Here is a 23,062-nt window from a genome sequence, read left to right on the forward strand (position 1 = left end):
CAAAGGTAAAAGAATGGTAAAAACTAAAAAGTTATTAAAAATAGCAGTATTAGTGCTTCCTGTTGTAGCAGTAAGTACAATCATTTTAGCTGTTTGGATTTCACGCGACAACTATGTACCCCAAAAGCTGGGGAATAGCGTAAGCGCCGCTCTGAATAATCGATATGGCAGCTCGTGTTCTATTGTAGAAAATGATAAGTATATCTTCTATGTGAACTGCGTAAAGGATTCATTCCCCTTGGTGCGTATAGATAAAAATAGCGGCGAAAAGAAACTACTTAAAAAAAATATTGGAGATAGCGATGGGTCAGCATTATTTATATACAAAAACACACTTATCTACACTAAATCAAAAGATTTGGGATATTCAAACAGGTATTATGATATCTACAGATGCGATTTCGATGGGAAAAATGAAAAGTTAATAAAAAAGGAATCACCAGTTCCTCATATGGTTATTGATGACTACATATATGTACCTAATCGTGATAATGCTTTGACTAGAATCTCGCTTATAAATGGTCAAAAAAGAACTCTTAATAATAAAGAATGCAATAATTTCGTAGGGATTGATGAAAAAAGCAAGGCTTTATGTTTCGACACTGATTATCTAATGCTGGTAGAAGTAAAAATAAATAATAGAAGAGCAAATCTTGGAATAAGGAATTCCACCGAATTAATGCGCATAGGTTCTTGGAAGGGAGAAGCAAAGCACGGATTTGGAATTCTAGGGGTATCAAATGGGGCTATATGGTTTTCTGGAAAAAACAAAGACGAAGAACATGTATTGTGCAAAGCAGAAAAGGTAAACGGAAAGTGGCAGACGAAGATCATGAGTGGAAAAATTAAAGAGCTCATATTCGATCATAGTGCTGCAATGGAGAAAGACAAGATATACTACTTGTCTGATGATGAGACCAAAATTTGTATGTATGATATAAAGACTGGTGAAACTCAAAATATATATGAAAGACCAGATAGAAAGATAAAGATATTGGCTGCAATAGGTGATAATATTCTTATTTCAGAGTGGAATGAAGACGATAAACACGTGAACTACAGTAGTGCTGTTGATGACAAAGCAGTAAGACAATACTACATCAACAACTCTGGCAAGGTTTTATACGAGCTAGATTAATGGAGGCTTAAAATGAGTGAAGAAATTAAAATAAAAGAAGCAACTCTTAATAGCGTGGCGTCATCAATAATGAATATTACACAGGGTATAGGGTCAGAATCCATATCAAACCTTGATAATATGAGCACAATAGATGGTAACAAGGCTAGCATCAATTCTTACGATGAGATAAAGGAAAGCTTGAAAAATATCGGTAGTGCAATGCTATCTACTTCTCGCAACATAAGCGCTGTTGGATATTCATTTAAAGGGTATGATGCAGCTGCAAGTAATGTGTTTAAAAACAGGAAGAACTAGGCATATTGATAGAAGAACACTGGAGGATATAATGCCCGATTTTAAGAAGATGAATGAGAACGAGATACGTTCATATATCCGAGAGTCAGAAAGCGACATTGAAGAGATAGAACATAATTATCGTCAAGAAATAGAATACGAATCAGAGCAGGAAGCACAAATAGAGAGAGAATATTTCCAGTTACAAGCTTTGTTAGATTCTGCAAATGGTGATTCTAGATTGCAGGGGATTCTGTGCGAAGGACTTGATGTGATATCGAACATAAGACAACGACGATTTGAGCTCATGGATGATCTTTATAATGACAAACAGCGTAAAATTAGGGAGTCAGAAGAGAACATTCAGGAGGCTAGAAAGCAGATATATAGCTAAAAATAATCAATAGAAAGATATAGTAGGCATAGTTGCGAATATCAAGCTAACTATGCCTATATTTGCATAAACCTGCGAGCGTTCACAATGATAAGATGACTACCAACACAAACAAACTCAATTTGCAACATTGACACCACTTGCGGAACATTGCAGGATGCAGGTAAACCTCAATTCTGCAGCAAAGGAGCGAGCAGATATAGCTATTACGGCGCTGAACAATAAGATAAAGAAGATTGACGAGATTGAAAGTAATACGAACAATCTGTTTTTAGAATCCAAGTCAGCGCTCGCAGAGCTCAATAAGTGCATTTCAGAGCTAGATAAATCTGGAAAAGGTGGATTCACATACGACAGCATGCCAGCCTGGGCAGTGGCAATGAACAGTGATCTACTAGACAAGTATACGAAGAGTATGCTATCTAAAGGCAAACTAAATGAGGACTTCGTAAAGAAGTTTTCCAATCTGACCATAGCAGAGATGACTCCAGTCGAGAAAGTTATATACAATAAGTACGTTGACTTTTTGATTTTTGATGCAAATCCTGAGGATATGAATAAAGTTATAAAGCACTAATATAAAAAAACATGGTATGGAAACATGCAATGTAGAAAAAGTGCTTATGAATTAAAAGAACTGCTTGATATTCGAACTAATATGTACTGTATGACCTCGGCAGAAGGTGTTGATTCTAAAGTTCTTGAAAGATGTACAATATTAAAGATAGCTCTTTCAAGAGATGATACCTTTAAAGTTGGTAAAATTCACTTATCAAAAGGACATTACAAGTATACATATACAAAGCACACAATGTCATCATTAAACAATGCATCACCACTACCGGTCAAAGAGACATACACAACCTTTCATGTTTTCGAAACACCTTCCATTTGTGCAGATCAAGTATCTCGTGCTAAGGCAGAATATCTAAAAAATCTGTTAAGAAAAGACAATTCTGAAACTATAGCAAAGGGAGTAGTATCAGTGATAGAAAGTGGCATAAGCATAGGTATGCCAGAGATGGAAGTTGGCTGGAAAATATCAAATGAGATACTTAAAGCGTGTACTAAAAAAATCGCAGATTCATCGAAATATAAAGAGGATTTTGGCATCAACTCTAATGGAATTGCAACTATATCGAATAGCTTTGATTTAAGAGCATCACTAGCAACAGCAAAGACAAATGAAGGAGATTTAATATATAATCTATATCCAACAAAAGGGACACTAGACAAAATAAATTTCTATAACGAAGTCTTTAAAAACTACAATAAGAAGGAGATAGATTTAAATTATATATTGGAGAATCCTGAAAAGGTCAATAAAAAACTAACCAATCTTGAGGAAAAGATGAACTTAGAACCATATAAGTACAAAGATGAATTTTATAAGAACATAGATGATTTAGAAGATGAATACTATAAATCATTTAGGTTAAATAAATAATGGAGGAAGAAATGGATAGAATGCATTTAAAAATTGAAGCAAGCATTATTGCGTGTGTCATAATGATTCTTCTTTGCAGTTGCAATTTATTTGTTACAGATAAAGATAAGTTTTATTTGGATAAAGATTTAAACTACACTCTTTCAAGGATAGATATAAAAAAGACAGGACCGGATATAGTAATTCCTGAAAAAGTTGGGGATAGAACAGTATGGCGAATATATCTTGCAGACCCATACTATTCCAAAATTGATTCGTTAGATATTAGCAATGTAAAAGAACTCGAATCGTTTACGATAAAACTATTTGGTATGAACACAGGCACAAAGTTAAAAAAACTTGATTTTAGTAAAAATAAGAAACTAAAGTATATAGATATAAGTAAAACGACATCATTGAAAAAGGTTATATTTAATAACAAGTGTGAATACATTTATTTAAAAGGGACATCTATAAAGAGTGTAAACCTAAAGAACTTGAAAGAACTTGAAAGCTTTATATATCGTGACGGTCCTCTTGAGGAACTAGACACTTCAAACAATCCTAACCTTGAATCCATAAAGATTGCAGATACTAATATTAAAAGGCTTGATGTGACAAAAAATCCAAAATTGAAATACATAATTGTTGACGAAGGCACGCAAATAATTGGACCAACCAATGCGCAGATAGAGTATAACAAAAGGGCTGAGTAGTCTGTGAAGGAGACTTTAGGATAAAAATGTTATTTTCCTGGAGGAATAAATGAAAAGAGTGAACTTCAAAGCAATATATGTCACAGTCAGTTGCTTTATAATAACACTATTATGCAGTTGCAGCCTATTCGTTACAGATAAAGATAAATTCTATATAGATGAAAATTTAAACTACAGTCTTTCTCGGATAGATATAGAGAAGGCAGGAAAAGATATAGTAATACCTGCAAAGGTTGGTGATACAACTGTGAGGAGAATATATCTTGCAGACCCATACTATTCCAAAATTGATTCACTAGATGTCAGTCATGTTGAATATTTAGAATCATTTAAATTAGTGTTATATGCAGAGAATAATAAGTCTAAATTAAAGAAGCTTGATTTTAGTAAAAATAAGAAACTTAGATTTGTAGCGATAAGTGAGACTAAAGCGTTAGAAGAGGTTGTATTTAATAATAATTGCAAATCAATTCATCTAGATGGAACTTCTGTAAAGAAAGTCAACCTACAGTCACTGAAAAAGCTAGGAAATTTTGTATACCGCGACGGACCACTTGAGGAACTAGATGTTTCAAATAATCCATATCTTGAACAAATATGGATTGAAAATGCTAATATTAAAGTTTTGGATGTGTCAAAAAATCCAAAACTGAAAAATATAATCGTTGATGAAGGGACTCAAATAATTGGACCAACGAATGCACATATAAATTATAACAAAAGGACTGAATAATCCGATGGCATTAAAGTTGTTAAAGCAAAGATTTTACTTTCATGTCGACGAAGACCAAAGTAATCACTCTTATGTAGTACAGGCGTTATGTTCGAAAGAATTGGTATAAGGATATAGGCATAGCCCATGGAAGCTCATCAGTTATGCTCCAAGTTATACAAATGCGATAGCATTTGCAATGCTAATAGGATTATTTATGAGAAGTGGAGAGTTTGAAATAAGGTGAAAAAAATGAGAAAAGTGAGTTTTAGGGTAATATGTGTCACAGTCAGCTGTTTGATAATAACACTATTATGCGGCTGCAACTTATTCGTTACAGATAAAGATAAGTTTTACCTAAACAAAAATTTAGATTATGATCTTACATGGATCAATTTAGAAAAGGCAGGGACGGATATCATAATTCCTATAAAGGTGGGAGATAAAGAAATACGTGAAATATATCTAGCTGACCCATACTTTACATGGATTGATTCACTAGATGTCAGTAGAGTTAAAGAATTACGATCATTTCATTTAGAACTGTTCACCGATGAAAAGAAATCTAAATTAAGGAAACTTGACTTTAGTAAAAACAAGGAGTTGAGGGATATATTTATAAGCAAGACTAATGCTTTGAAAGAGGTTTCATTTAGTAATAATTGTAAATCGATTCATTTATCTGGTACTTCTGTAAAGAAAGTTAATCTAAGATCGTTAAAAAGGCTTAAATATTTTACATTTTACGATGGCCCTCTTGAGGAACTAGATATTTCAAAGAATCCACATCTTAAAGAGATAAGTGTTAAAAATGCTAATATTAAAGTGTTGGATGTATCAAAAAATCCAAAACTCGAAAATATAACCGTTGATGAAGGCACTCAAATAATCGGTCCAACAAATGCACGTATAGAATATAACAAAAGAACTGAATAGTCTTTGAATGGGGATTTTTAAAGGTATGATGTATATACAGAAAAGGATATCATAGTATAAAAGAAATACGGAGTGTAGTATAGTGCATTGGGGGATAACCTTACTATCAATGATTGGGCGTTTGATGTAAAGGGAGAGATATTTTACAAAAATAAGCACTATTACATCAATAACATCGGTAAGGTTTCTCATAACTATATCAATAAAGGTAGGAGAAATGATAAAAACTAACAAGTTATTTAAAATAGCAGCAGTAATGCTTTCTATTGTGGTAGTAAGCATAATCATTTTAGCAGTTTGGGTTTCACAAGATGACTATGCGCCTCAAAAATTGGGGAACAGTGTTAGTGCAGCACGAAACAATCAATCTATTAGTTCATGTTCTATCGTAGAAAATGATAAATATATCTTTTATGTGAATCGCGTAAAAGATTCGACCCCTTTGGTACGCATCGATAAAAATAGTGGCGAAAAGAAGCTGCTAAAAAAAGATGTTGGGGATAAGTACAGTTCAGCACTATTTATATATAAAAACACACTTATATATACTAATTCAAGAGACATACACTGTGATTACAAAGTTTGTGACATATACACATGTGATTTCGATGGGAAAAATGAAAAGATAATAGAAACGGAATCTCCAATTCCCCAAATGGTTATTGATGATTACATTTACATACCAAATTGCGATGGTGCTTTGTCTGAGATATCACTTATAGATGGTCAAAAGAGAACTCTTAATGATGAAGAGTGCAATCATTTCATAGGGATTGATAAAAAGAACAAGACTCTATATTTTGAGACAAATCTTGAAAAATTGATAGAAATAAAAGTTAACAAGAGAAGATCAAAATTAGGAATAAAAAATTCCACAGAATCAATGTATATAGATTCCTGGAAAGGGGAAGCAAGAGACGGATATGGAATTCTAGGAGTATCAAATGGGGTTATATGGTTTTCTGGAGAAAACGAAGATGAAGAACACTCACTGTGCAAAGCAGAAAAAGTAAACGGAAAGTGGCAGACGAAGATCATGAGTGGCAATATTAAAGAGCTCGTTTTCGACTATAGTGCTGCAATGGAGAAAGATAAGATATACTACCTGTCTGATGATGAGACCAAAATATATATGTATGATATAAAGACTGGTAAAACTAAAAATATATATGAAAAAGCGGGTAGAAATATAAAGATATTAGCTGCAATAGGAGATAATATTATTATTTCTGAATGGAATGGAAATGATAAATACGCGAACTACCAAGATGCTGTGGATGACAAAGCAGTACGACAATACTACATCAACAACTCTGGCAAAGTTTTATACGAGCTAGATTAATGGAGGCTTCAAATGAGTGAAGAAATTAAAATAAAAGAAGCAGCTCTTAACAGCGTGGCGTCATCAATAATGGACATTACACAGGGTCTAGGTTCTGAATCCATATCAAACCTTGATAATATGAGCACAATAGATGGTAACAAGGCAAGCGTAAATTCTTTCGATTGATGAGGTCTCAAGTACACCTACACTTGGTGTAGATAATCTATTGTAAAGCTACACACATTTCTGCACCATGTCTGATTGACACTAGTTAATATAGATAATATAATGTTTAGGTGCTCTTAGGCAGCTTGCGGTTTGTAGGGGGTCCTGCGCAATGGGATACTGTGAACCATGTCAGGTCCGAGAGGAAGCAGCATTAAGCGGGACATCTCATGTGCCGCAGATTCGCCTCCTACCGATCGCAAGGTGTCTAAGAGCTCGATTAATATATGGGGTTGCGTAATATAGGCGCACTAGGCTGCTAGAAGGAGGTACGATATGCATCTGGCACTATACAGGTCGGAGAGGCCGGAACGCTTTGACGAGATAATCGGACAGAAGCATATTGTGAAGATACTTCGCAATCAGATCAAGAAGGGCACGGTGAGCCAGTCGTATCTGTTTGCGGGAACTCGCGGCACAGGTAAGACGACGACTGCGAGGATTCTTGCAAAAGCTGTTAACTGCACCTGCAGTGATCCCAGCATAGACCTACCGTGTGGTGAGTGCGTTAATTGTAGGGCGATTACAGAGGGGAGATTTCTCGACGTAGTAGAGCTGGACGCAGCATCCAACAATGGTGTTGAGAGCCTGAGGCAGATTACTGAGTCTGTACAATATCCGCCAACCGTTGGGAAATACAAAGTATACATCATAGACGAGGCGCACATGCTCACCGATTCGGCGGAAAATGCATTTCTCAAGACGCTCGAAGAACCGCCGGCACACGTAATATTCATACTGGCGACAACCAATCCGGAGAAGATCAAAGCGACGATAAAATCAAGATGTCTAACGCTTAACTTCAGGCATGTCTCAGAAAATGATCTGCTGGACGGCATGAGAAGGATTTGCCAGAAGAAAGCGATTAACATAGAAGAAGATGCCCTAGCAGTTATTGCCCGCAAAGCAGACGGCTCCGTGCGAGATGCGCTCAGCTTGCTCGAGCAGTGTATCAATGCAGGTGATGAGCTGATAACCAGAGAGCTGGTTCTGGAGTACACGGGTGGCGCGGGAGATGATTTCTATATAGAGCTCACTGATGCGATTAGAGCAGGTGAAGCTGGAACTGCGCTCGCTGATATAGATAGTATGGTGAGGATAGGCAAGGATGCCAAGCAGCTGCTTGCGGATTGGCTACTGCATTATAGAAATCTCATGATTTGTAAGTATGTGCAGGATCCGTCAGAGCTTGTAAATGCTTCTGGCGAGAACACTGCGAGAATCGTCACACAGGCAAAAGCACTTAGCGATGAAGCGATAAACTATGGTATTCGCTTGCTTTCAGATACTGTCAATAAGGCGAAATTTTCGACCATGCCGAGGATTTTGCTAGAGACATGTGTTATTAAACTCATCGTAGGTGAGAGTGCGGAAGTCAAGACTGAAGCAGTTCGTATAAATGCGAATATCTCTATGGGTGCTAGGACTCCAAGGACCGAGGCAGGGACTGCACCAGCGGCGAGTAGTGCACAGCAGGTGAATATTAAGGCAGAGAACCATAGACTAGAATCAAGAAGGGTAGAAGCTTCGCAATCAGGAACACCAAAGGAAGAGCCGCAAGCTGCAAATGCTTACGAGAAGCAGGTTCAATCTTGTCCAAATGCCAGTGCGGAGAGAGCGAAGGATGTAGAGGAACCACAGCCTCTATTCGAACAGAAATTCAACCCGCTCGAGGGGGCACCACCAGATAGGCATATCGTGGAATTTGAAGCTAATCAAAACCTCGATGAGATGTGGGATAGAATCTGTGACCAGATGGCTAGAACAGATGCGATGTTCATGGCGATGGTTGCAAAGTACACGAGACTGGTCGATTTACACGGTAGCGAGCTAACTGTGGAAGTCAAGAAGACCAAGAGCCTGATGGCTGATGATGCTCTAAATGAACTGAACAGGATAACTAAGGCACTATATGGTGATAAGTTCTACATCACGCTTAGAGTTGTGGAGTATAATCCGGCGGATGCAAGGGAGCTTAGCCAAGTTGAAGAACCTGGACTTCAGAGGTTCGATGAGGAACTCATTGAGGCAGCAGAGGAAAAAGACGAAATAGCCAAGGAAGTGGCGAAGGATGTAGCTGACTTTTTTGGCGTAGATAAGATAGACATTAAATAGCACATATTGGAGGAGAAAATCATGGGCAAAGGTATGAGAGCAGGTAAGAAAAAGAAGGTTGGCGGTGGCGCTGGTAACATGCAGCAGCAGATGAAGCAGCTTCAGGCTATGCAGCGCGATATGGAGGCTGCGCAGGCTTCTATCGCTGAGCAGGAGACAACTGCAACTGCTGGCGGCGGTGCAGTTGAGGTTACTGTTAACGGTAACAAGGAGATTACAAAGCTCGTAATCGATAGAGACGTTGTTGATCCAGATGATGTAGAAATGCTTCAGGATCTCATCATGGCAGCTGTAAACGAGGGCATGCGCCAGATCGATGCAATCGCTGAGAACGAGATGGGCAAAGTAACAGGTGGGCTCAACATCCCTGGATTAGGACTGTAGAAAGGCGTTCAGATGAGGCAATATCCAAAGCCACTGAACAAGTTAATAAATGAGCTGTCTAAGCTGCCTGGAATTGGCGGCAAGACAGCACAGCGTCTAGCGTTCCACATTCTTGCGCTCGAGGAGAGCGAGGCGACATCTCTTGCAAATTCAATCGTGAATGCCAAGAGAAGCCTTCATTACTGCTCGGTGTGTGGCAATTTGACAGATACTGATCCATGCGAGATTTGCAGTGATGAATCGCGGGATAGGACCAAGGTATGTGTTGTCGAGACACCGCAGGATGTGATTGCGATGGAGCGGATAAGGGAATTTAAGGGACTATATCATGTGCTTCACGGTGCTATTTCACCGGTAGAGGGCATCGGTCCTAATGACATCAACCTCAAATCGCTGATTACTAGGCTCCAGCAGCATGATGAAATCGACGAGATAATCGTGGCAACGAACCCTAATATCGAGGGTGAGGCGACTGCCATGTACATAGCTAGGCTGCTAAAACCGTCTGGCATCAAGGTGACGAGAATTGCACACGGCATTCCTGTCGGTGGAGACCTAGAGTATGCCGATGAAGTCACGCTTCTCAAGGCGATGGAAGGAAGACGAGAGATATAACTGAAGATGAGTCGGTGCATGAGGCAGACTAAAGGCTGTGCACCGACTATTTTATTTGCATTATTTCACTCAGCGTGTATTATAATTAGTTTGAAAGGAGTAGCCAAGATGCCTGAACTAGTAGAGGTTGAAACTGCGAGAAGGATTCTCGCGCCACAGCTAAACGGCTGCACAATTGAAGATGTCGAGATTAGGCTTGCAAAGAGCATCAAGAATTACAGTCCCGAAGAGTTCAAGAAGCTGGTGCTTGGTAGTAGATTTGACACCGTACTGCGTCGTGGCAAATTCCTGATTTTCAACATGATCACACCGAAGCGTGAAGGGGCGCCAGAGGAACTTAAGCTCGTAGCTCACTACCGCATGACTGGCGTTCTATTGGTAACGCCACCTGGATATGAGGAACTCAAGCACACGCATATTGTGTTTAAGCTGCGAGATAATGATGGCACCGAGAAAGAGCTCCGCTATGTCGACCAGAGGCAGTTTGGCGGTATATGGGCTATAACGACAGGGGCTGAATTTAGAGCGACTGGTATCGGGCAGCTTGGAGCAGAGGCGACGGACGACACACTTGATGGAGAGTATCTAAAGAGTCATCTAGCGAAGAGAAAGTCTGCCATCAAGACGGGGCTCCTTGACCAAAGCGTTATCGCAGGTCTTGGAAATATCTACACCGACGAAGTCCTATACCGCTGCGGAATTACTCCGACTAGAGCTTGTAATTCGCTTACCGATGCTGATTGGCAGGCTCTCGCCAGTGAGATTCCGAAGATGATGGAGTTCATGATAGAAAAGAATCAGATTTCTGAAGAGGACTATTTGGCAGGAAAAGGGACGGACTATAGAAATACTCCGTTTCTGCAGGTATATAACCATGCTGGAGAGGAATGTCCAAAGTGCGGAAGCAAGCTTGAGAGAGCTGTAATTGCAGGCAGGAGCAGTGTGTACTGTCCTGAGTGTCAGGAGTGATTCTGGTGATATGGTTAAGGTTAGGAGCGATGAAATATGGACAAGGTTTACGAGATAGAATATATAAATCATAGGTTGGCAAATTTATTTATGATTCCACTAGGTGCAGCTGCACTTTTCGTTGCTGATAAATTACCTATAATTGAAAATTTATTGATTAATATGGCATGCAATATAATTTTTGTTTTGCTTGTTTGCATAATATTTAGTCTTATTTCAAATTTTTTCTTTCAAAAAAATGGAGTTGTAAAACTCACTAATAGTGAGCTAAAAGTCACTCTTGACAACAAAGAATACGATTATTATCTATCAGATATAAAAGAGATAATTATGGCTTATAGGAACCCTTTTGGGATAGGGTTATTAGGTAACTGCATTACTCTCATAATAAAACCTAAAGAGGGTAAATCACTAAGCATTATATCAGTTAGAAATTTTAATAAAAAAAGAATGGAAGACCATAAATATTCGAAAATATTTAATCATATAAAGGAACTTAATCCTACAATGGATTTTGAAGCATCCATAACGGGTAATTTTTTCGTATTAAAGAATCACTCGTGCAAATAAAAATATATGTTCAACGCGTAAATGCTGTCAGGGAGATTAAAGTGTGATATATCAAGATCGTGAAAATACTTTGATTCCCACAACAAAAGGTGGACCTAGCGTCCACCTTTTGTTCGTTTTCGTGAATCAAAGCCCGTGAGATCCTTTACGACTTCACTAGCTATTGCAAGCCCTGCAGCAGCAGGGACAAATGGAGTTGACCCGGGAGCTACTCTGCCTGCAGTTCCTTTGCTCTCAGCCTCTCCGCCCTCTGGTAGAATCGGCACGATAGGCTCCTCAGTGGAGCAGAGAACTTTTACACCTTTAATTCGCCTATCTTTGAGCCCTTTTCGTATAACCTTAGCCAGCGGATCCATCGATGTCTTGGCGATGTCCGTAATCGCTAGCTTCGTGGGATCAATGCGGTTACCACACCCCATACAGGAAATTATCGGAACTCTCACGCTTTTGCATCTTTCTATGATGTCGAGCTTTGCTGAAACAGTATCTACCGCATCTACAACGTAGTCGTACTCGGTGAAGTCAAAATGCTCAGCAGTATCAGGCAAGTAGAACATCTGGTGTCCGCGCACCTCGCAGTCTGGGTTCAGTATCTTAATTCGCGACTCACACACCGCTACCTTGCTTTCGCCGATAGTATCATGGGTAGCGATTATCTGTCTATTTATATTTGTCAGGCTGACATTGTCGTTATCGATGATGTCAAGAGCACCGATCCCAGCTCTAGCAAGAGACTCCACTACGTAGCCACCGACGCCGCCGACGCCAAAAACCGCAACTCGGCAGCCCTTCAGGGTCTCGAGTGCGTCTTTTCCATATATTAATTCACTTCTTGAAAATTGATTAATCATATGCTCGCAGGGGACTCGAACCCCTGTGCTTTATACCGAAATTTACAAAGCCAAATCAATAAAATATATTGCAATAAATCACTGAAATATCTTACATTATTATGCAAACAACGTCCAGTTAGTGATATAATTTCGTTCGTATGAACTGGAGGTTTTAACGATGTTTAAATATATTGCTGCTCCGCTGATTGGAGCACTTATAGGATATTGTACCAATTATATTGCGGTCAAGATGCTGTTCAGGCCGCGCCATGAGAAATACATCTTCGGCCACAAGGTGCCGCTGACACCTGGAGCTATTCCGAAGGGTAAGACGCGGCTTGCAAAGTCCGTCGGAGATGTGATATCGAATCACCTCGTCACGAGCGAAGATATCGAGGGCAAGGCGCTTAATGAAGAGACAGAAACAGCTGTTACAGAGCGAATGGTGCAGCTACTGAAATCAGATATAGATAATGGATTTAGAGCGATTTCATCCTCTGAAGAGGAGTATGAGGCTATTACGACGAATCTCGACTATGCGGTAACTCTACGAATGGCGGATGCGGTTAAGAGCATTAATTTTTCAGATATAATCAAGGTGAAGGGCGGTCAGATAATCGGAGAGCAGCTCGGCGGATCTATGATTGGGATGTTTATAAATCCGGAGATGATAGATGGCATTCTCGGTTCGATTTCGGATAATATCGGGAGATATGTTGATGATCACTGCTACAACTTCTTAGCACCTGAGGTTAGCCGTAGTATGGAGAAGCTGCGTGGTGATAACATTTACGACATGATAACGAATAATGGTGTGAGCGACGAGGAACTGAGGGCGAAGGTAAGAGAGGTTTATAGGAAAACTATCAAAGCTGTGATTCCAGAGCTTATCGCTAAAATGGATATCGCTAGTATGGTCAGTCAGAAAATCGAGGACATGGAAGTTGAACAGCTCGAGGACATGGTCATGGAGGTGATGTCGAAGGAGCTAACTACTATCGTCAATCTAGGTGCGCTAATTGGATTTATACTGGGCCTTATTAATCTTATTTTTTAGCTAAAAAATACCGAAAAAAAGCTAAAGAGTGATTATTTTTAAATAAAGCGTATTGTATCTTGCGGCTAACATTCGCATGATGTAAAATTAATAAAGTTGAACAAATTAGCATTTGATTTTTGTATAAAATGAAGGAGATATAGATGAAACATTTCGTAATTGAGATGGAAAACGGTGCTACTATGAGCGGTGAGCTCTACGAGGATATCGCACCTAAATCAGTCGAAAATTTCGTAGATCTTTGTGAGAAGGGCTTCTATGATGGTCTTATTTTCCACAGAGTTATTCCAGGCTTCATGATTCAGGGTGGATGCCCAGATGGAACTGGAATGGGTGGTCCTGGATACAGTATCCCAGGCGAGTTCTCATCCAACGGATTCAAGAACGACCTCAAGCATACTAGAGGGGTTCTCTCTATGGCTAGATCGATGAATCCTAATTCGGCTGGTTCACAGTTCTTCATCATGGTTGATGATGCTCCACATCTGGATGGACAGTATGCTGCATTTGGAAAGGTTACAGAAGGCATGGAAGAAGCAGACCGTATCGTTTCTGTTCCACGTAACATGATGGATAAGCCTAACGAAGATCAGGTAATCAAGACTATTACAATTAAGTAGTAATGCCTTCATATGCAGGTATCGGAGCATTTCGAACCGCTATATACGAAGATTCGCCGCACTCCTACGAGTGTGGCGTTCCCAATTTTTAAGATATCCGGAGGTGCCCGTGGAATCCGATAAGAAGATAATAATAATTGGACATAAGAATCCCGACACCGATTCTATTTGCTCAGCGATTGGCTATGCTGAGATTAAGAATCGAATTACGAATACCAATAATTACGTAGCTCGCCGCGCTGGTGAAATCAATGGAGAGACGGAATTTGTGCTGCAGAGATTTGGCATTAAAGTCCCTGAATACGTGGATAATGTCGCTACTCAGGTCAGAGATATGGAGATTAGGCACACCCCGGGAGTTCCTAAGGAGATGACTATCAAGGAAGCCTGGAGCATCATGGGTAAAAGTGAGGCTGTAACCCAGCCAATTACCGAGTCTGACAAGGTTATCGGGCTCATTACGAAGGGTGATATCGCACGTACGTTTATGGATGCTGAGAGCAGTGCCTTCCTTTCGAGCACATCGCCTAGGTTCAGCGATATTGCTGCTACGATTGACGGACACATTGTAGTCGGTGATGGAGAGCGTCACTTTGACAAGGGAAAGGTTCTGGTTGGAGCAGCGCTGGTCGAAAGGATGCAGGGCGTCGTTCAGGAGCACGATTTAGTAATCCTTGTTGACCGCAAGGAAAATCAAATTGGTGCGCTTGAGGCCGATGCAGGATGCATTATCCTGTGCCTAGGTGCGAAGGCCTCTAAGGAAGTCGCAGAACTTGCAAAAGCCAAGGGGGCAGTTATCATTGAAACTGATCTAGATACGTTCTCAGTATCGAGGGAAATCAACAAGAGCGTACCGCTAGAAGCATTCATGACATCTGATGGAATCGAAGGCTTTAAGCTAGATGACTATACGGACAGTGTAAAGGCGGAGATGGGAGCTACGAGGCATCGAGCGTTTCCCGTTACAGATAGCAAAGGCCGCTACATCGGAACAGTTTCGAGGCGTAATCTGCTCAATATCAGGAAGAAGCAGGTAATTCTCGTAGACCATAATGAGAAGTCACAGGCAGTGGACAATATCGATGATGCGGACATACTTGAGATTGTGGATCACCACAGACTAGGGACTATCCAGACGCTTCAGCCGATATTTTTCAATCTACAGCCAGTTGGTTGCACCGCTACAATCCTATACCAGATGTATATAGAGCGTGGTATCGATGTACCTAAGCACATTGCAGGACTATTATGTGCGGCAATCGTATCTGATACGCTTATGTTTAGATCGCCAACATGTACGACACAGGATAAGATGGCTGCTGGGGCACTCGCATTAATTGCGGGCATTGATATAGAGTCTTTTGCAACGGAGATGTTCGAGGCAGGATCAGACCTCAAGGACAAATCAGCAGAAGAAATTTTCTATCAGGATTACAAGAAATTCACATTCGGAAGCTCGAGCTTTGGAGTTGGACAGATAAGCTCGATGAACGAAGGGGAGCTGAGCAATATCAAGGAGATGTTACTTCCGCTTATGGAGAATGAGTGTGGCAAGAATAAAGTCTCGATGGTGTTCTTCCTACTTACTGACATCAAACACTCCTCGTCAGAGATGCTTTACGCCGGTGAACACGCTCGAGAGATGATAATGAATGCATTTCCAGGGGCCGTTCCGACAGATGGCGGATTTAAGATAGACGGGCTGCTATCTAGAAAGAAACAGCTCATACCAGCGTTTATGGACGCTATTCAAGGCGTTTAAATATTATTTTTTTAGGAAAGGAAAGAAATGGATTACAAGAGGATTCTTAAGGAAATTCTGAACATCGGCAGAGAGATGCTCCGTGCAGGCGCTGAGGTGAGCAGAGTTGAGGACAGTATGTACAGAATGTGCAAGAGCTATGGCTTCACACATGCAGATATCTGGGTTATCTACAGCAACATTCAGGCGACAGTTGAGACAGCGGAGGGTGATATCATAACGCAGATTAGACATATACCTTCTACTTCATCGAACTTTGATAAACTCGACTATCTCAACAATTTATCGAGACGCGTATGTCGTCAGACACCAAGCCCAGATGAGGTTGCAAACATGCTACAAGAGGTTCTGGACAGGACACCTCAGCCTGCATACCTAGAGTATCTGGCAGGAATTCTCGGGGGAACAGGATTCGGCGTGTTCTTCAACTGCGGGGTTAAGGATGCGATTATCGCTGCCATATCTTCGATAATCATTGTTTTCCTAGGCAGGAGATTGGCGAAGACAGAGAGTAATCCTCTGATTTCCAACTTCATTCAGTCATTTATCACAGAGGTATTCATCATTCTTTCTGTATATGTTGGATTTGCGGAAAAGTCAGGTAACATCACGGTCGGTGTAGTAATGCTCCTAGTCAGTGCGCTCGGATTTACGAATGGAATCAGCGACCTGCTTCACAAGGATACACTTGCTGGAATACTTAACATTTCAAATGCTATAATCGGAGCAGCGGGAATCGCCTTCGGAATAGCTTCAGCAATTCTATTATTCAAGGGGGTGTTCTAAGATGACCGAATTACATCCAAGTATAATAATACAATTTATTTCGTGTACCGCTGCCTGTGTGGGCTTCGGTCTATGGTTTAACGTTAAAGGCAAGCAGGTGCTCTTTTGCGGAATCGGGGCATTCTGCACATGGGGGATGTACGTAATTAGTGATGGAATTCTCCATAACTACTTCTTGGCGACACTTGTCAGCGCTATATTTGTAGCTGGCTACGCGCAGGTTATGGCGAGAGTCAATAAAGCACCTGCAACGATATTCCAGAGCGTATGCGCATTTCCACTAGTACCGGGAAACAACCTTTACTTCGTAATGTACGCTATGGTTATGGACATGCCTAAGGAGACCGCGAGTGAGGGCAAGCAGCTTGTACTGAACTGCCTCGGAATTGCGATGGGATTTATGGTAATAGAGATCGTGAATAAGTACGGAACTTTATTCTATCGCAAGCTCAAAAAGGCATAAAAAAATTCATGAATTAGATTAAAAAAAATAGCCACAAAAAGGTTGTATAGGTGGTACTATATAGTCTAAGGATTTTACCTGGAAGAGGAAATATGGCTAGAGTTAAGAATAATAATCGTGCTACAAATGTAGCAAAAGAATATATCAAAGACATGGATAAGAATAAAGTAGCAAGTATCATCTTGCTGCTTTTTCTTGTCGTTTTTTTATTCAACCTACTGAAGTTCAACCGCAAGGTTCCGGTAGGAAAGGATGAGATTGAGAGGAATAAGAAGAGCGTTGAGGCTATACAGAAGAGCTCTGTAACTAGCGTTGAAGAAGCTGTTTCGGCACTCGGCGGAGAGGTGTCTGCAAATGGGCAGAGCAACAAGGCGAGATACATGAGCAAGTTCAAGGGCAGTATCGTTGTCGGTGACTCGGTTACTGAGGGGCTCAGTGTGTATGGCTGGCTGAGTGATGATCAGGTATTTAGCAAGATTGGTTCAAGCGTAATGACTGGAGATGATTTATTCTCGAGTGCAGCGGGAACTTATCCAAGCACCGCATTCTTTGCTTTTGGTATGAACGACATGGGCAATTACAGAGGCGATGAAAAGGCATTTATCAAGAAGTATGAAGCAAGGTTAAAGGCTTTCCACAAGGCTTCACCTAAGACGAAGATTTGTGTGTGTGGCATCTCGGCACCTACTGACTCAGCGATGGCTAAGAACAAGTCGATTAGTAATTATAAGAAATTTAACAGCGCTATCAAGAAGATGTGCGCTAAGAATAAGTACGTATATATTCCAACTGCGGATATTCTGCAGAAGCATCCAGAGCTATATGCAGGTGACGGTATTCACGCTCAGGCTACGTATTATCCGTACTGGCTGGATAGGATGATTGAGGAGGCAGAACTGTAGATGAATACTAAATCGCGTAGAGATGCTATAAGGTATGGAAGAATCCTAAAGTGTGTTCTCCTTATTATACTGCTTGCCTTCCTTGCTATAGTGTATAGCCGTGAAAATGCAAAGGATGTCTCGATGGACAAGATTGAGGCGCAGCTTATCAAGAAGACTAATATAGAGAAACTGCAGAAACAGAAACCTCGTGATCTCGTACAGTTCATAGGACTAGATGCTAATAATTATGAGGCTGTTCTGTATTACAAGAGCAAGGAAGCTCTTTCTGTTGACGAGGTTCTGGTCATCAAGGTCAAGAATAAGTCTGACGTTAAAGCTGTCAAAGATGCTGTAGAAAAGCGCATCACAAGCCAGATAGAGGCATTTGACAATTACGGACCTGAGCAGGTCAAGGAACTTAAGAACGCAATCGTGACTTCGAGGGGCAAGTACGTATTCTATGGAGTTGCCAAGGATCCAGATAAGTATGAGGAGGTGCTATTAAGTGTTATTTAGCAGTATTATCTTCATATTCTATTTCCTTCCGATAACGATGCTCGTGTACTATCTGATTCCTAAGGAGCAGACGGGAAAGCGCAACATTGTGCTGCTCGTTGCCAGCTTGTTCTTTTACAGCTGGGGAGAACCGGTATATCTATTCTTGATGCTATATAGTGCGTTCTTCAACTACTTCATGGCTATTCAGATTCATAATGAGCAGAAGTATGGAGGCACCGGTAGGAGGAATCTGCTGTTTACAGTGGTTGTAGACCTACTGATACTTGGTTTCTTCAAGTATTTCGGATTCCTAATGGATACGATAACCTCGATTACAGGATGGCATATTCATTACACGTCACTCGCACTGCCAATCGGAATTTCGTTCTACACCTTCCAGGCGATGTCATACGTATTTGACGTGTACAAGGGAAAGGTTGCACCGCAGTATAGCTTGCTCAAGTTCTCGTTATATCTGTCGTTCTTCCCTCAGCTCATCGCAGGACCAATCGTTAAGTATAGAGACGTTGAACTTCAGATAGATAATCGCGAAACCACACTCATTACATTTGGAGAGGGGTCATCGAGATTTATCCTTGGACTGGGCAAGAAGGTAATTCTTGCCAACGCGCTAGGTTCGCTCTATACAGAAATTTCGAGTCTGCCGCACGGTCAGATATCGGTGGTACTGTACTGGATCGGAATTGCGGCGTACACCTTACAAATTTACTTTGACTTTAGCGGATATTCCGACATGGCGATAGGTCTCGGTAAGATGTTCGGATTCGTGTTTGATGAGAACTTCAACTATCCGTATATTGCATCGACTATCACGGATTTCTGGCGCAGATGGCACATGTCGCTATCTACTTGGTTCCGTGAGTACGTGTACATTCCACTCGGAGGAAACAGAGTAAAGGTGCATAGACACATTTTAAACCTGCTAATAGTGTGGTCTCTGACTGGTCTATGGCACGGTGCGAGCTGGAACTTTGTGCTCTGGGGTGCATACTTCGGAGTGCTGCTGATACTCGAGAAGTATGTATATGGCAAATATCTAGAGAAGGCGCCAAATTGGTTTAGACACGCATATGCGATAGTCATAGTTATGGTGAGCTGGGTTTTCTTCAGCATCACAGATATCAGCAAGGCGCTTTCGTATCTCGCTGTCATGTTTGGACTCGGCAAGGTGTCGTTCATAAATGTTACAGCGATGTATTACATAAGAACGAATTTCATTATCCTTGCCGTTGGTTCGTGTGTGGCAACACCATATCCAATTGAGAAATTCAGAGAGCTATACAGGAAGAAACCGGCGGTAGGAACTGCGCTGGTGTTCGCAGTACTCATCGTTTCTGTCGCATATCTGGTATATGGTTCGTACAATCCGTTCCTGTACTTCAGATTCTAGCGTAGAGGAGTAAGTTTTGAAGAAGATTAACCGTTTTAGAAATGAAATAAAGGCCGAACTGAAGCAAAGTTCGGAGAACAAAATGGCAGCGTATACCGGTGTCATATTTGTATTTGTTCTTGCGGCTGTATTCCTTATAAATCTCATAGTTCCAGACAAGTCATTCTCGGCTTCTGAAAACCGCATGCTACAGGAATTCCCGAGCATATCTGTTTCGAACTATTTCGGCGGTAGGCTAGAATCCAAGATGGAGAGCTACGTGAACGATCAGTTCCTTATGCGTGGGTCTTTTATCAAGGTTAAGTCGGCTGTCGATGTGACTGAAGGAAAGCTCAAAGCTAACGGGGTGTATAGAGCTCGTGATGGATATCTGATCGAGGATATAGTGACTCCAGATCAAAAGACAATTAGCTCTGCTGAAACCGCGCTCAAGAATTTCAAGGCTAAGTATCCTAAGCTAAACATGACATTCCTCCTCGCTCCAAATGCAGGGAATATCATGTCCGACAAGCTGCCGCTAACTGTCAGTATGGCGGATCAGAACAAGAGCATTGATGCTTTTTACAAGAATATCAAGGCGTCGGGAATTAAGCCGATTGATGTGAGGAAGACTTTCAATAAGAAGAAAGAGGATGTACAGCTCTATTACAGGACTGACCACCACTGGACGAGCGACGGCGCTTACCTCGCATACAAGGCGATTGTGCCAGCACTGGGTGCAGGTATGCCGATGGAGTTTGAGAGTAAGGTTGTTAAGAACGACTTTGCGGGAACCATGTACTCGAAGAGCGGATTTACAGGCGGAAGATACGATAGTATCAAGATTAATCTGCCTAAGAATAAGAAAGCGGCCAAGCCTTCAGTCATCTACTATGGTGATACTAAGAAGAAGACTACTAAGTTCTATCAGCTTAAGAATCTAGATAAGAAGGATGCGTACACTGTATTCGGAGGCAGTAACCATCCGATGTACACGGTCAAGACTCCGACAGAGTCTAACAGGAGGCTGCTCCTGATTAAGGACTCGTATGCGAACAGTGTGATTCCAATGCTGGCGCAGCATTACCGCGAAATCGTGGTCGTGGATCCGAGATATTACTTTGATAATGTCGATGATTTGATTGCTTCAGAGGGGATAACTGATGTGCTGTTCCTTTATAATGCGAATACGTTCTTTGCGGATGATTCGCTTTCCATGATGTTCCAATAAAAAAGTGAAGCGTGAGCCTCTGCAAAGAGTCTCGTTTGCTTGACGAATTATATGAAAGCTGCGAAACTTGATTCGCTGAAACAATTCTCGCTTTCATTAATTCGTTACAGCGCAAACCTTGAACTTGCCGAAACCTCGCGCTTCACTTCTTTATTTCCACGACTCTTAGTTGTGATGCCTGGGTAAGCGGAAGTGAGCAGTTGGCAGCAGACTGCGTTTACTTGGCAGATTATACAAAGTCTGCGAGACTTGTAATGATAAAACAATTCCAGACTTTGTTAATCTGCTTCGGCGTAAACCGCGGATACTGCCAGAACCTCGCACTTTCTGCTATTTTATTCCAGGCGCTTGGGTTGTGATGACTACAGATGTAAATCGCAACATGTTTCATATACAGTACTTGCTAAAATATAATCATATATGATAAATTAATAAAAAATTTATATCTAATAAAAATTGGAGAAGTGTGTATCATGATAAAGAAGATTTCATCTATTGTTATTTTAGTCTGCATTATTTTATTTAATATCACACCGATCGTTATGGCAGCCGACTATGCCGAACTTGGTGATTCATCAGCGGCAAGCGGAAGCTTATCAGAAGAAACGGAACATCAAATTTAAAATGAAGAAGATAATAATAACATGCTTAATAACTTTACTTATAACTATAGGACTTGTACATCTATATGATAACTGGTATATCGACTACAACCTCAGAAAATACTCCGTTTACTATGCCCACAACATGGAGCATAAGGAGGGAACACACCCTGAGATGGCCATGGCATTAGAAAATATGGATGTTATCTATAAGCCTAACAAGAAGAATATACGGTATAGGGATGATGGCGGGTTTGCCATTTATAATAATTCTCCAGGTAGTGAACAATATATATTAAGTTGCGATCCAGGAGAAAACGAGCGTAAATATGTTTATTATAATTTTATGGAGGAAGACTACTATTTTAACGAGGCATTTAAACTAAATTATGGTTATAATGGCTCAACAGGATTATATAAAATAGACATCAAGACTGTAGATCAGAAAGCTCTTTACAAAGACATATACAAGAATTTCGGCTTCCTAGTCGAAGCCAACGTCAATCGCAAACCACAAATCAATCTGCAGAAAGATTTCAACAAGAAGTACTACAAGCGTTTCAACTAATGTCAAGGTGCGAATTTCGATGAAGAAGCTAAAAATTGCAACAATACTTATAATATTCATATCTTTCGGATGGTTTGCATATACAAATTTATATCCTGCTCAAAATCTCAGAAAATACTCAGTTTACTATGCTCACAACATGGTACATAAGAAGGGAACACACCCAGAAATGGCAATGGCATTAGAGAACATAAAGGTTATACGTACACCCGCGAGTAGAGGAATAAGTTATGACTATGATGGACTGGCGAAAGTGTATAACGATAGAAATAAAAAAAACGACATTGTGCCGTGGATTTGTGCAACTTATGCTCAGAAAAACACAGAATATCTTTACATAAGCTACGATAATAATAGGTATATTTTTAATGCTGATTTTACTCTAAAAATTGTTTATAATCGTGATTCAGCAAATCTGGATCCGGAGAAAAGTGATATCGACGAAGAAGAATTATATAAGGAGGTTTATAAAAACTTCGGCTTCCTAGTCGAAGCCAACGTCAATCGCAAACCACGAATCAACCTGCAGAAACAGTTCAACAAGAAATACTACAAGCGCTTCAACTAA

29 protein-coding genes and 1 other RNA gene are annotated in these 23,062 nt (G+C 40.6%); 29 read left to right on the forward strand and 1 reads right to left on the reverse strand.

Going from position 1 to position 23,062, the window contains the following annotated elements:
* Positions 1-13 precede the first annotated feature (13 nt).
* The 16 genes from Q7O90_RS05295 to Q7O90_RS05370 all read left to right on the forward strand — a co-directional run bounded on the left by Q7O90_RS05295 (position 14) and on the right by Q7O90_RS05370 (position 11,800).
* Positions 14-1,138, forward strand: a complete 1,125-nt coding sequence (locus tag Q7O90_RS05295; protein ID WP_304128367.1) for a DUF5050 domain-containing protein — start codon at positions 14-16, stop codon at positions 1,136-1,138.
* Between the two features lie 12 nt (positions 1,139-1,150).
* Positions 1,151-1,435 carry a TIGR04197 family type VII secretion effector gene (locus tag Q7O90_RS05300; RefSeq protein WP_304128369.1) on the forward strand — a complete coding sequence of 95 codons (285 nt, stop codon included), beginning with the start codon at positions 1,151-1,153 and terminating at the stop codon, positions 1,433-1,435.
* Positions 1,436-1,466: 31 nt separating this feature from the next.
* Complete coding sequence (locus Q7O90_RS05305) at positions 1,467-1,808, forward strand: hypothetical protein (RefSeq protein ID WP_304128372.1); 342 nt, start codon at positions 1,467-1,469, stop codon at positions 1,806-1,808.
* A gap of 157 nt (positions 1,809-1,965) precedes the next feature.
* A complete protein-coding gene (locus Q7O90_RS05310; RefSeq protein ID WP_304128375.1) occupies positions 1,966-2,385 on the forward strand; it encodes a hypothetical protein in 420 nt (139 codons plus the stop codon).
* 24 nt (positions 2,386-2,409) lie between these two features.
* Positions 2,410-3,255, forward strand: coding sequence for a hypothetical protein (locus tag Q7O90_RS05315; protein ID WP_304128377.1), 846 nt, complete (start codon positions 2,410-2,412; stop codon positions 3,253-3,255).
* A gap of 11 nt (positions 3,256-3,266) precedes the next feature.
* Positions 3,267-3,950, forward strand: a complete 684-nt coding sequence (locus tag Q7O90_RS05320) for a hypothetical protein (protein ID WP_304128380.1) — start codon at positions 3,267-3,269, stop codon at positions 3,948-3,950.
* A gap of 49 nt (positions 3,951-3,999) precedes the next feature.
* Positions 4,000-4,683: a hypothetical protein gene (locus Q7O90_RS05325; RefSeq protein WP_304128382.1), complete on the forward strand. Its 684-nt coding sequence runs from the start codon at positions 4,000-4,002 to the stop codon at positions 4,681-4,683.
* A gap of 231 nt (positions 4,684-4,914) precedes the next feature.
* Complete coding sequence (locus tag Q7O90_RS05330) at positions 4,915-5,598, forward strand: hypothetical protein (RefSeq protein WP_304128385.1); 684 nt, start codon at positions 4,915-4,917, stop codon at positions 5,596-5,598.
* A gap of 217 nt (positions 5,599-5,815) precedes the next feature.
* Complete coding sequence (locus Q7O90_RS05335) at positions 5,816-6,940, forward strand: hypothetical protein (protein ID WP_304128388.1); 1,125 nt, start codon at positions 5,816-5,818, stop codon at positions 6,938-6,940.
* 12 nt (positions 6,941-6,952) lie between these two features.
* On the forward strand, positions 6,953-7,108 hold the full coding sequence (locus Q7O90_RS05340) for a hypothetical protein (protein ID WP_273451176.1): 156 nt from the start codon (positions 6,953-6,955) through the stop codon (positions 7,106-7,108).
* A 60-nt stretch (positions 7,109-7,168) separates the two neighbouring features.
* Positions 7,169-7,383: signal recognition particle sRNA large type (ffs, locus tag Q7O90_RS05345), an RNA gene on the forward strand.
* Positions 7,384-7,423: 40 nt separating this feature from the next.
* Positions 7,424-9,262: a DNA polymerase III subunit gamma/tau gene (dnaX, locus tag Q7O90_RS05350; RefSeq protein ID WP_304128391.1), complete on the forward strand. Its 1,839-nt coding sequence runs from the start codon at positions 7,424-7,426 to the stop codon at positions 9,260-9,262.
* Between the two features lie 21 nt (positions 9,263-9,283).
* Positions 9,284-9,646: a YbaB/EbfC family nucleoid-associated protein gene (locus Q7O90_RS05355; RefSeq protein ID WP_106057495.1), complete on the forward strand. Its 363-nt coding sequence runs from the start codon at positions 9,284-9,286 to the stop codon at positions 9,644-9,646.
* A gap of 12 nt (positions 9,647-9,658) precedes the next feature.
* Positions 9,659-10,261, forward strand: a complete 603-nt coding sequence (recR, locus tag Q7O90_RS05360) for a recombination mediator RecR (RefSeq protein ID WP_304128395.1) — start codon at positions 9,659-9,661, stop codon at positions 10,259-10,261.
* A gap of 108 nt (positions 10,262-10,369) precedes the next feature.
* Positions 10,370-11,230, forward strand: coding sequence for a bifunctional DNA-formamidopyrimidine glycosylase/DNA-(apurinic or apyrimidinic site) lyase (gene mutM / locus Q7O90_RS05365; protein WP_273451172.1), 861 nt, complete (start codon positions 10,370-10,372; stop codon positions 11,228-11,230).
* A gap of 36 nt (positions 11,231-11,266) precedes the next feature.
* The gene (locus tag Q7O90_RS05370; RefSeq protein WP_304128398.1) at positions 11,267-11,800 is read left to right on the forward strand and encodes a hypothetical protein; all 534 of its coding nucleotides are present in this window, start codon (positions 11,267-11,269) and stop codon (positions 11,798-11,800) included.
* Positions 11,801-11,895: 95 nt separating this feature from the next.
* On the opposite strand, the gene Q7O90_RS05375 is transcribed toward Q7O90_RS05370, so the two are convergent.
* Positions 11,896-12,651, reverse strand: a complete 756-nt coding sequence (locus Q7O90_RS05375) for a tRNA threonylcarbamoyladenosine dehydratase (protein ID WP_287299947.1) — start codon at positions 12,649-12,651, stop codon at positions 11,896-11,898.
* 160 nt (positions 12,652-12,811) lie between these two features.
* On the opposite strand from Q7O90_RS05375, the gene Q7O90_RS05380 reads away from it, so the two are divergent.
* The 13 genes from Q7O90_RS05380 (at position 12,812) to Q7O90_RS05440 (ending at position 23,062) form a co-directional block, all read left to right on the forward strand.
* On the forward strand, positions 12,812-13,690 hold the full coding sequence (locus Q7O90_RS05380) for a DUF445 domain-containing protein (RefSeq protein ID WP_304128402.1): 879 nt from the start codon (positions 12,812-12,814) through the stop codon (positions 13,688-13,690).
* Positions 13,691-13,833: 143 nt separating this feature from the next.
* Positions 13,834-14,310 (forward strand): peptidylprolyl isomerase, encoded by a 477-nt coding sequence (locus Q7O90_RS05385; RefSeq protein ID WP_304128405.1) that lies wholly within the window; start codon positions 13,834-13,836, stop codon positions 14,308-14,310.
* Between the two features lie 109 nt (positions 14,311-14,419).
* Positions 14,420-16,072 (forward strand): putative manganese-dependent inorganic diphosphatase, encoded by a 1,653-nt coding sequence (locus Q7O90_RS05390; RefSeq protein ID WP_304128407.1) that lies wholly within the window; start codon positions 14,420-14,422, stop codon positions 16,070-16,072.
* Between the two features lie 27 nt (positions 16,073-16,099).
* On the forward strand, positions 16,100-16,858 hold the full coding sequence (locus tag Q7O90_RS05395; protein ID WP_304128410.1) for a threonine/serine ThrE exporter family protein: 759 nt from the start codon (positions 16,100-16,102) through the stop codon (positions 16,856-16,858).
* Position 16,859: 1 nt separating this feature from the next.
* Positions 16,860-17,321 carry a threonine/serine exporter family protein gene (locus Q7O90_RS05400; RefSeq protein ID WP_304128412.1) on the forward strand — a complete coding sequence of 154 codons (462 nt, stop codon included), beginning with the start codon at positions 16,860-16,862 and terminating at the stop codon, positions 17,319-17,321.
* Positions 17,322-17,413: 92 nt separating this feature from the next.
* Positions 17,414-18,223, forward strand: a complete 810-nt coding sequence (locus Q7O90_RS05405) for an SGNH/GDSL hydrolase family protein (RefSeq protein ID WP_304128413.1) — start codon at positions 17,414-17,416, stop codon at positions 18,221-18,223.
* Positions 18,224-18,721, forward strand: coding sequence for a DUF4358 domain-containing protein (locus tag Q7O90_RS05410; RefSeq protein ID WP_304128415.1), 498 nt, complete (start codon positions 18,224-18,226; stop codon positions 18,719-18,721).
* The gene (locus Q7O90_RS05415; protein ID WP_304128417.1) at positions 18,711-20,114 is read left to right on the forward strand and encodes an MBOAT family O-acyltransferase; all 1,404 of its coding nucleotides are present in this window, start codon (positions 18,711-18,713) and stop codon (positions 20,112-20,114) included. The genes Q7O90_RS05410 and Q7O90_RS05415 overlap by 11 nt, the downstream gene beginning before the upstream one ends.
* Before the next feature lie 16 nt (positions 20,115-20,130).
* On the forward strand, positions 20,131-21,324 hold the full coding sequence (locus tag Q7O90_RS05420; RefSeq protein ID WP_304128419.1) for a DHHW family protein: 1,194 nt from the start codon (positions 20,131-20,133) through the stop codon (positions 21,322-21,324).
* 200 nt (positions 21,325-21,524) lie between these two features.
* A complete protein-coding gene (locus tag Q7O90_RS05425; protein ID WP_304128421.1) occupies positions 21,525-21,683 on the forward strand; it encodes a hypothetical protein in 159 nt (52 codons plus the stop codon).
* 114 nt (positions 21,684-21,797) lie between these two features.
* Positions 21,798-21,947 (forward strand): hypothetical protein, encoded by a 150-nt coding sequence (locus Q7O90_RS05430; protein ID WP_273280360.1) that lies wholly within the window; start codon positions 21,798-21,800, stop codon positions 21,945-21,947.
* A 1-nt stretch (position 21,948) separates the two neighbouring features.
* Complete coding sequence (locus Q7O90_RS05435; protein WP_304128422.1) at positions 21,949-22,494, forward strand: hypothetical protein; 546 nt, start codon at positions 21,949-21,951, stop codon at positions 22,492-22,494.
* 19 nt (positions 22,495-22,513) lie between these two features.
* Complete coding sequence (locus Q7O90_RS05440) at positions 22,514-23,062, forward strand: hypothetical protein (RefSeq protein WP_304128423.1); 549 nt, start codon at positions 22,514-22,516, stop codon at positions 23,060-23,062.

It is taken from the genome of Mogibacterium diversum, assembly GCF_938028775.1.
Lineage (GTDB): Bacteria > Bacillota > Clostridia > Peptostreptococcales > Anaerovoracaceae > Mogibacterium > Mogibacterium diversum_A.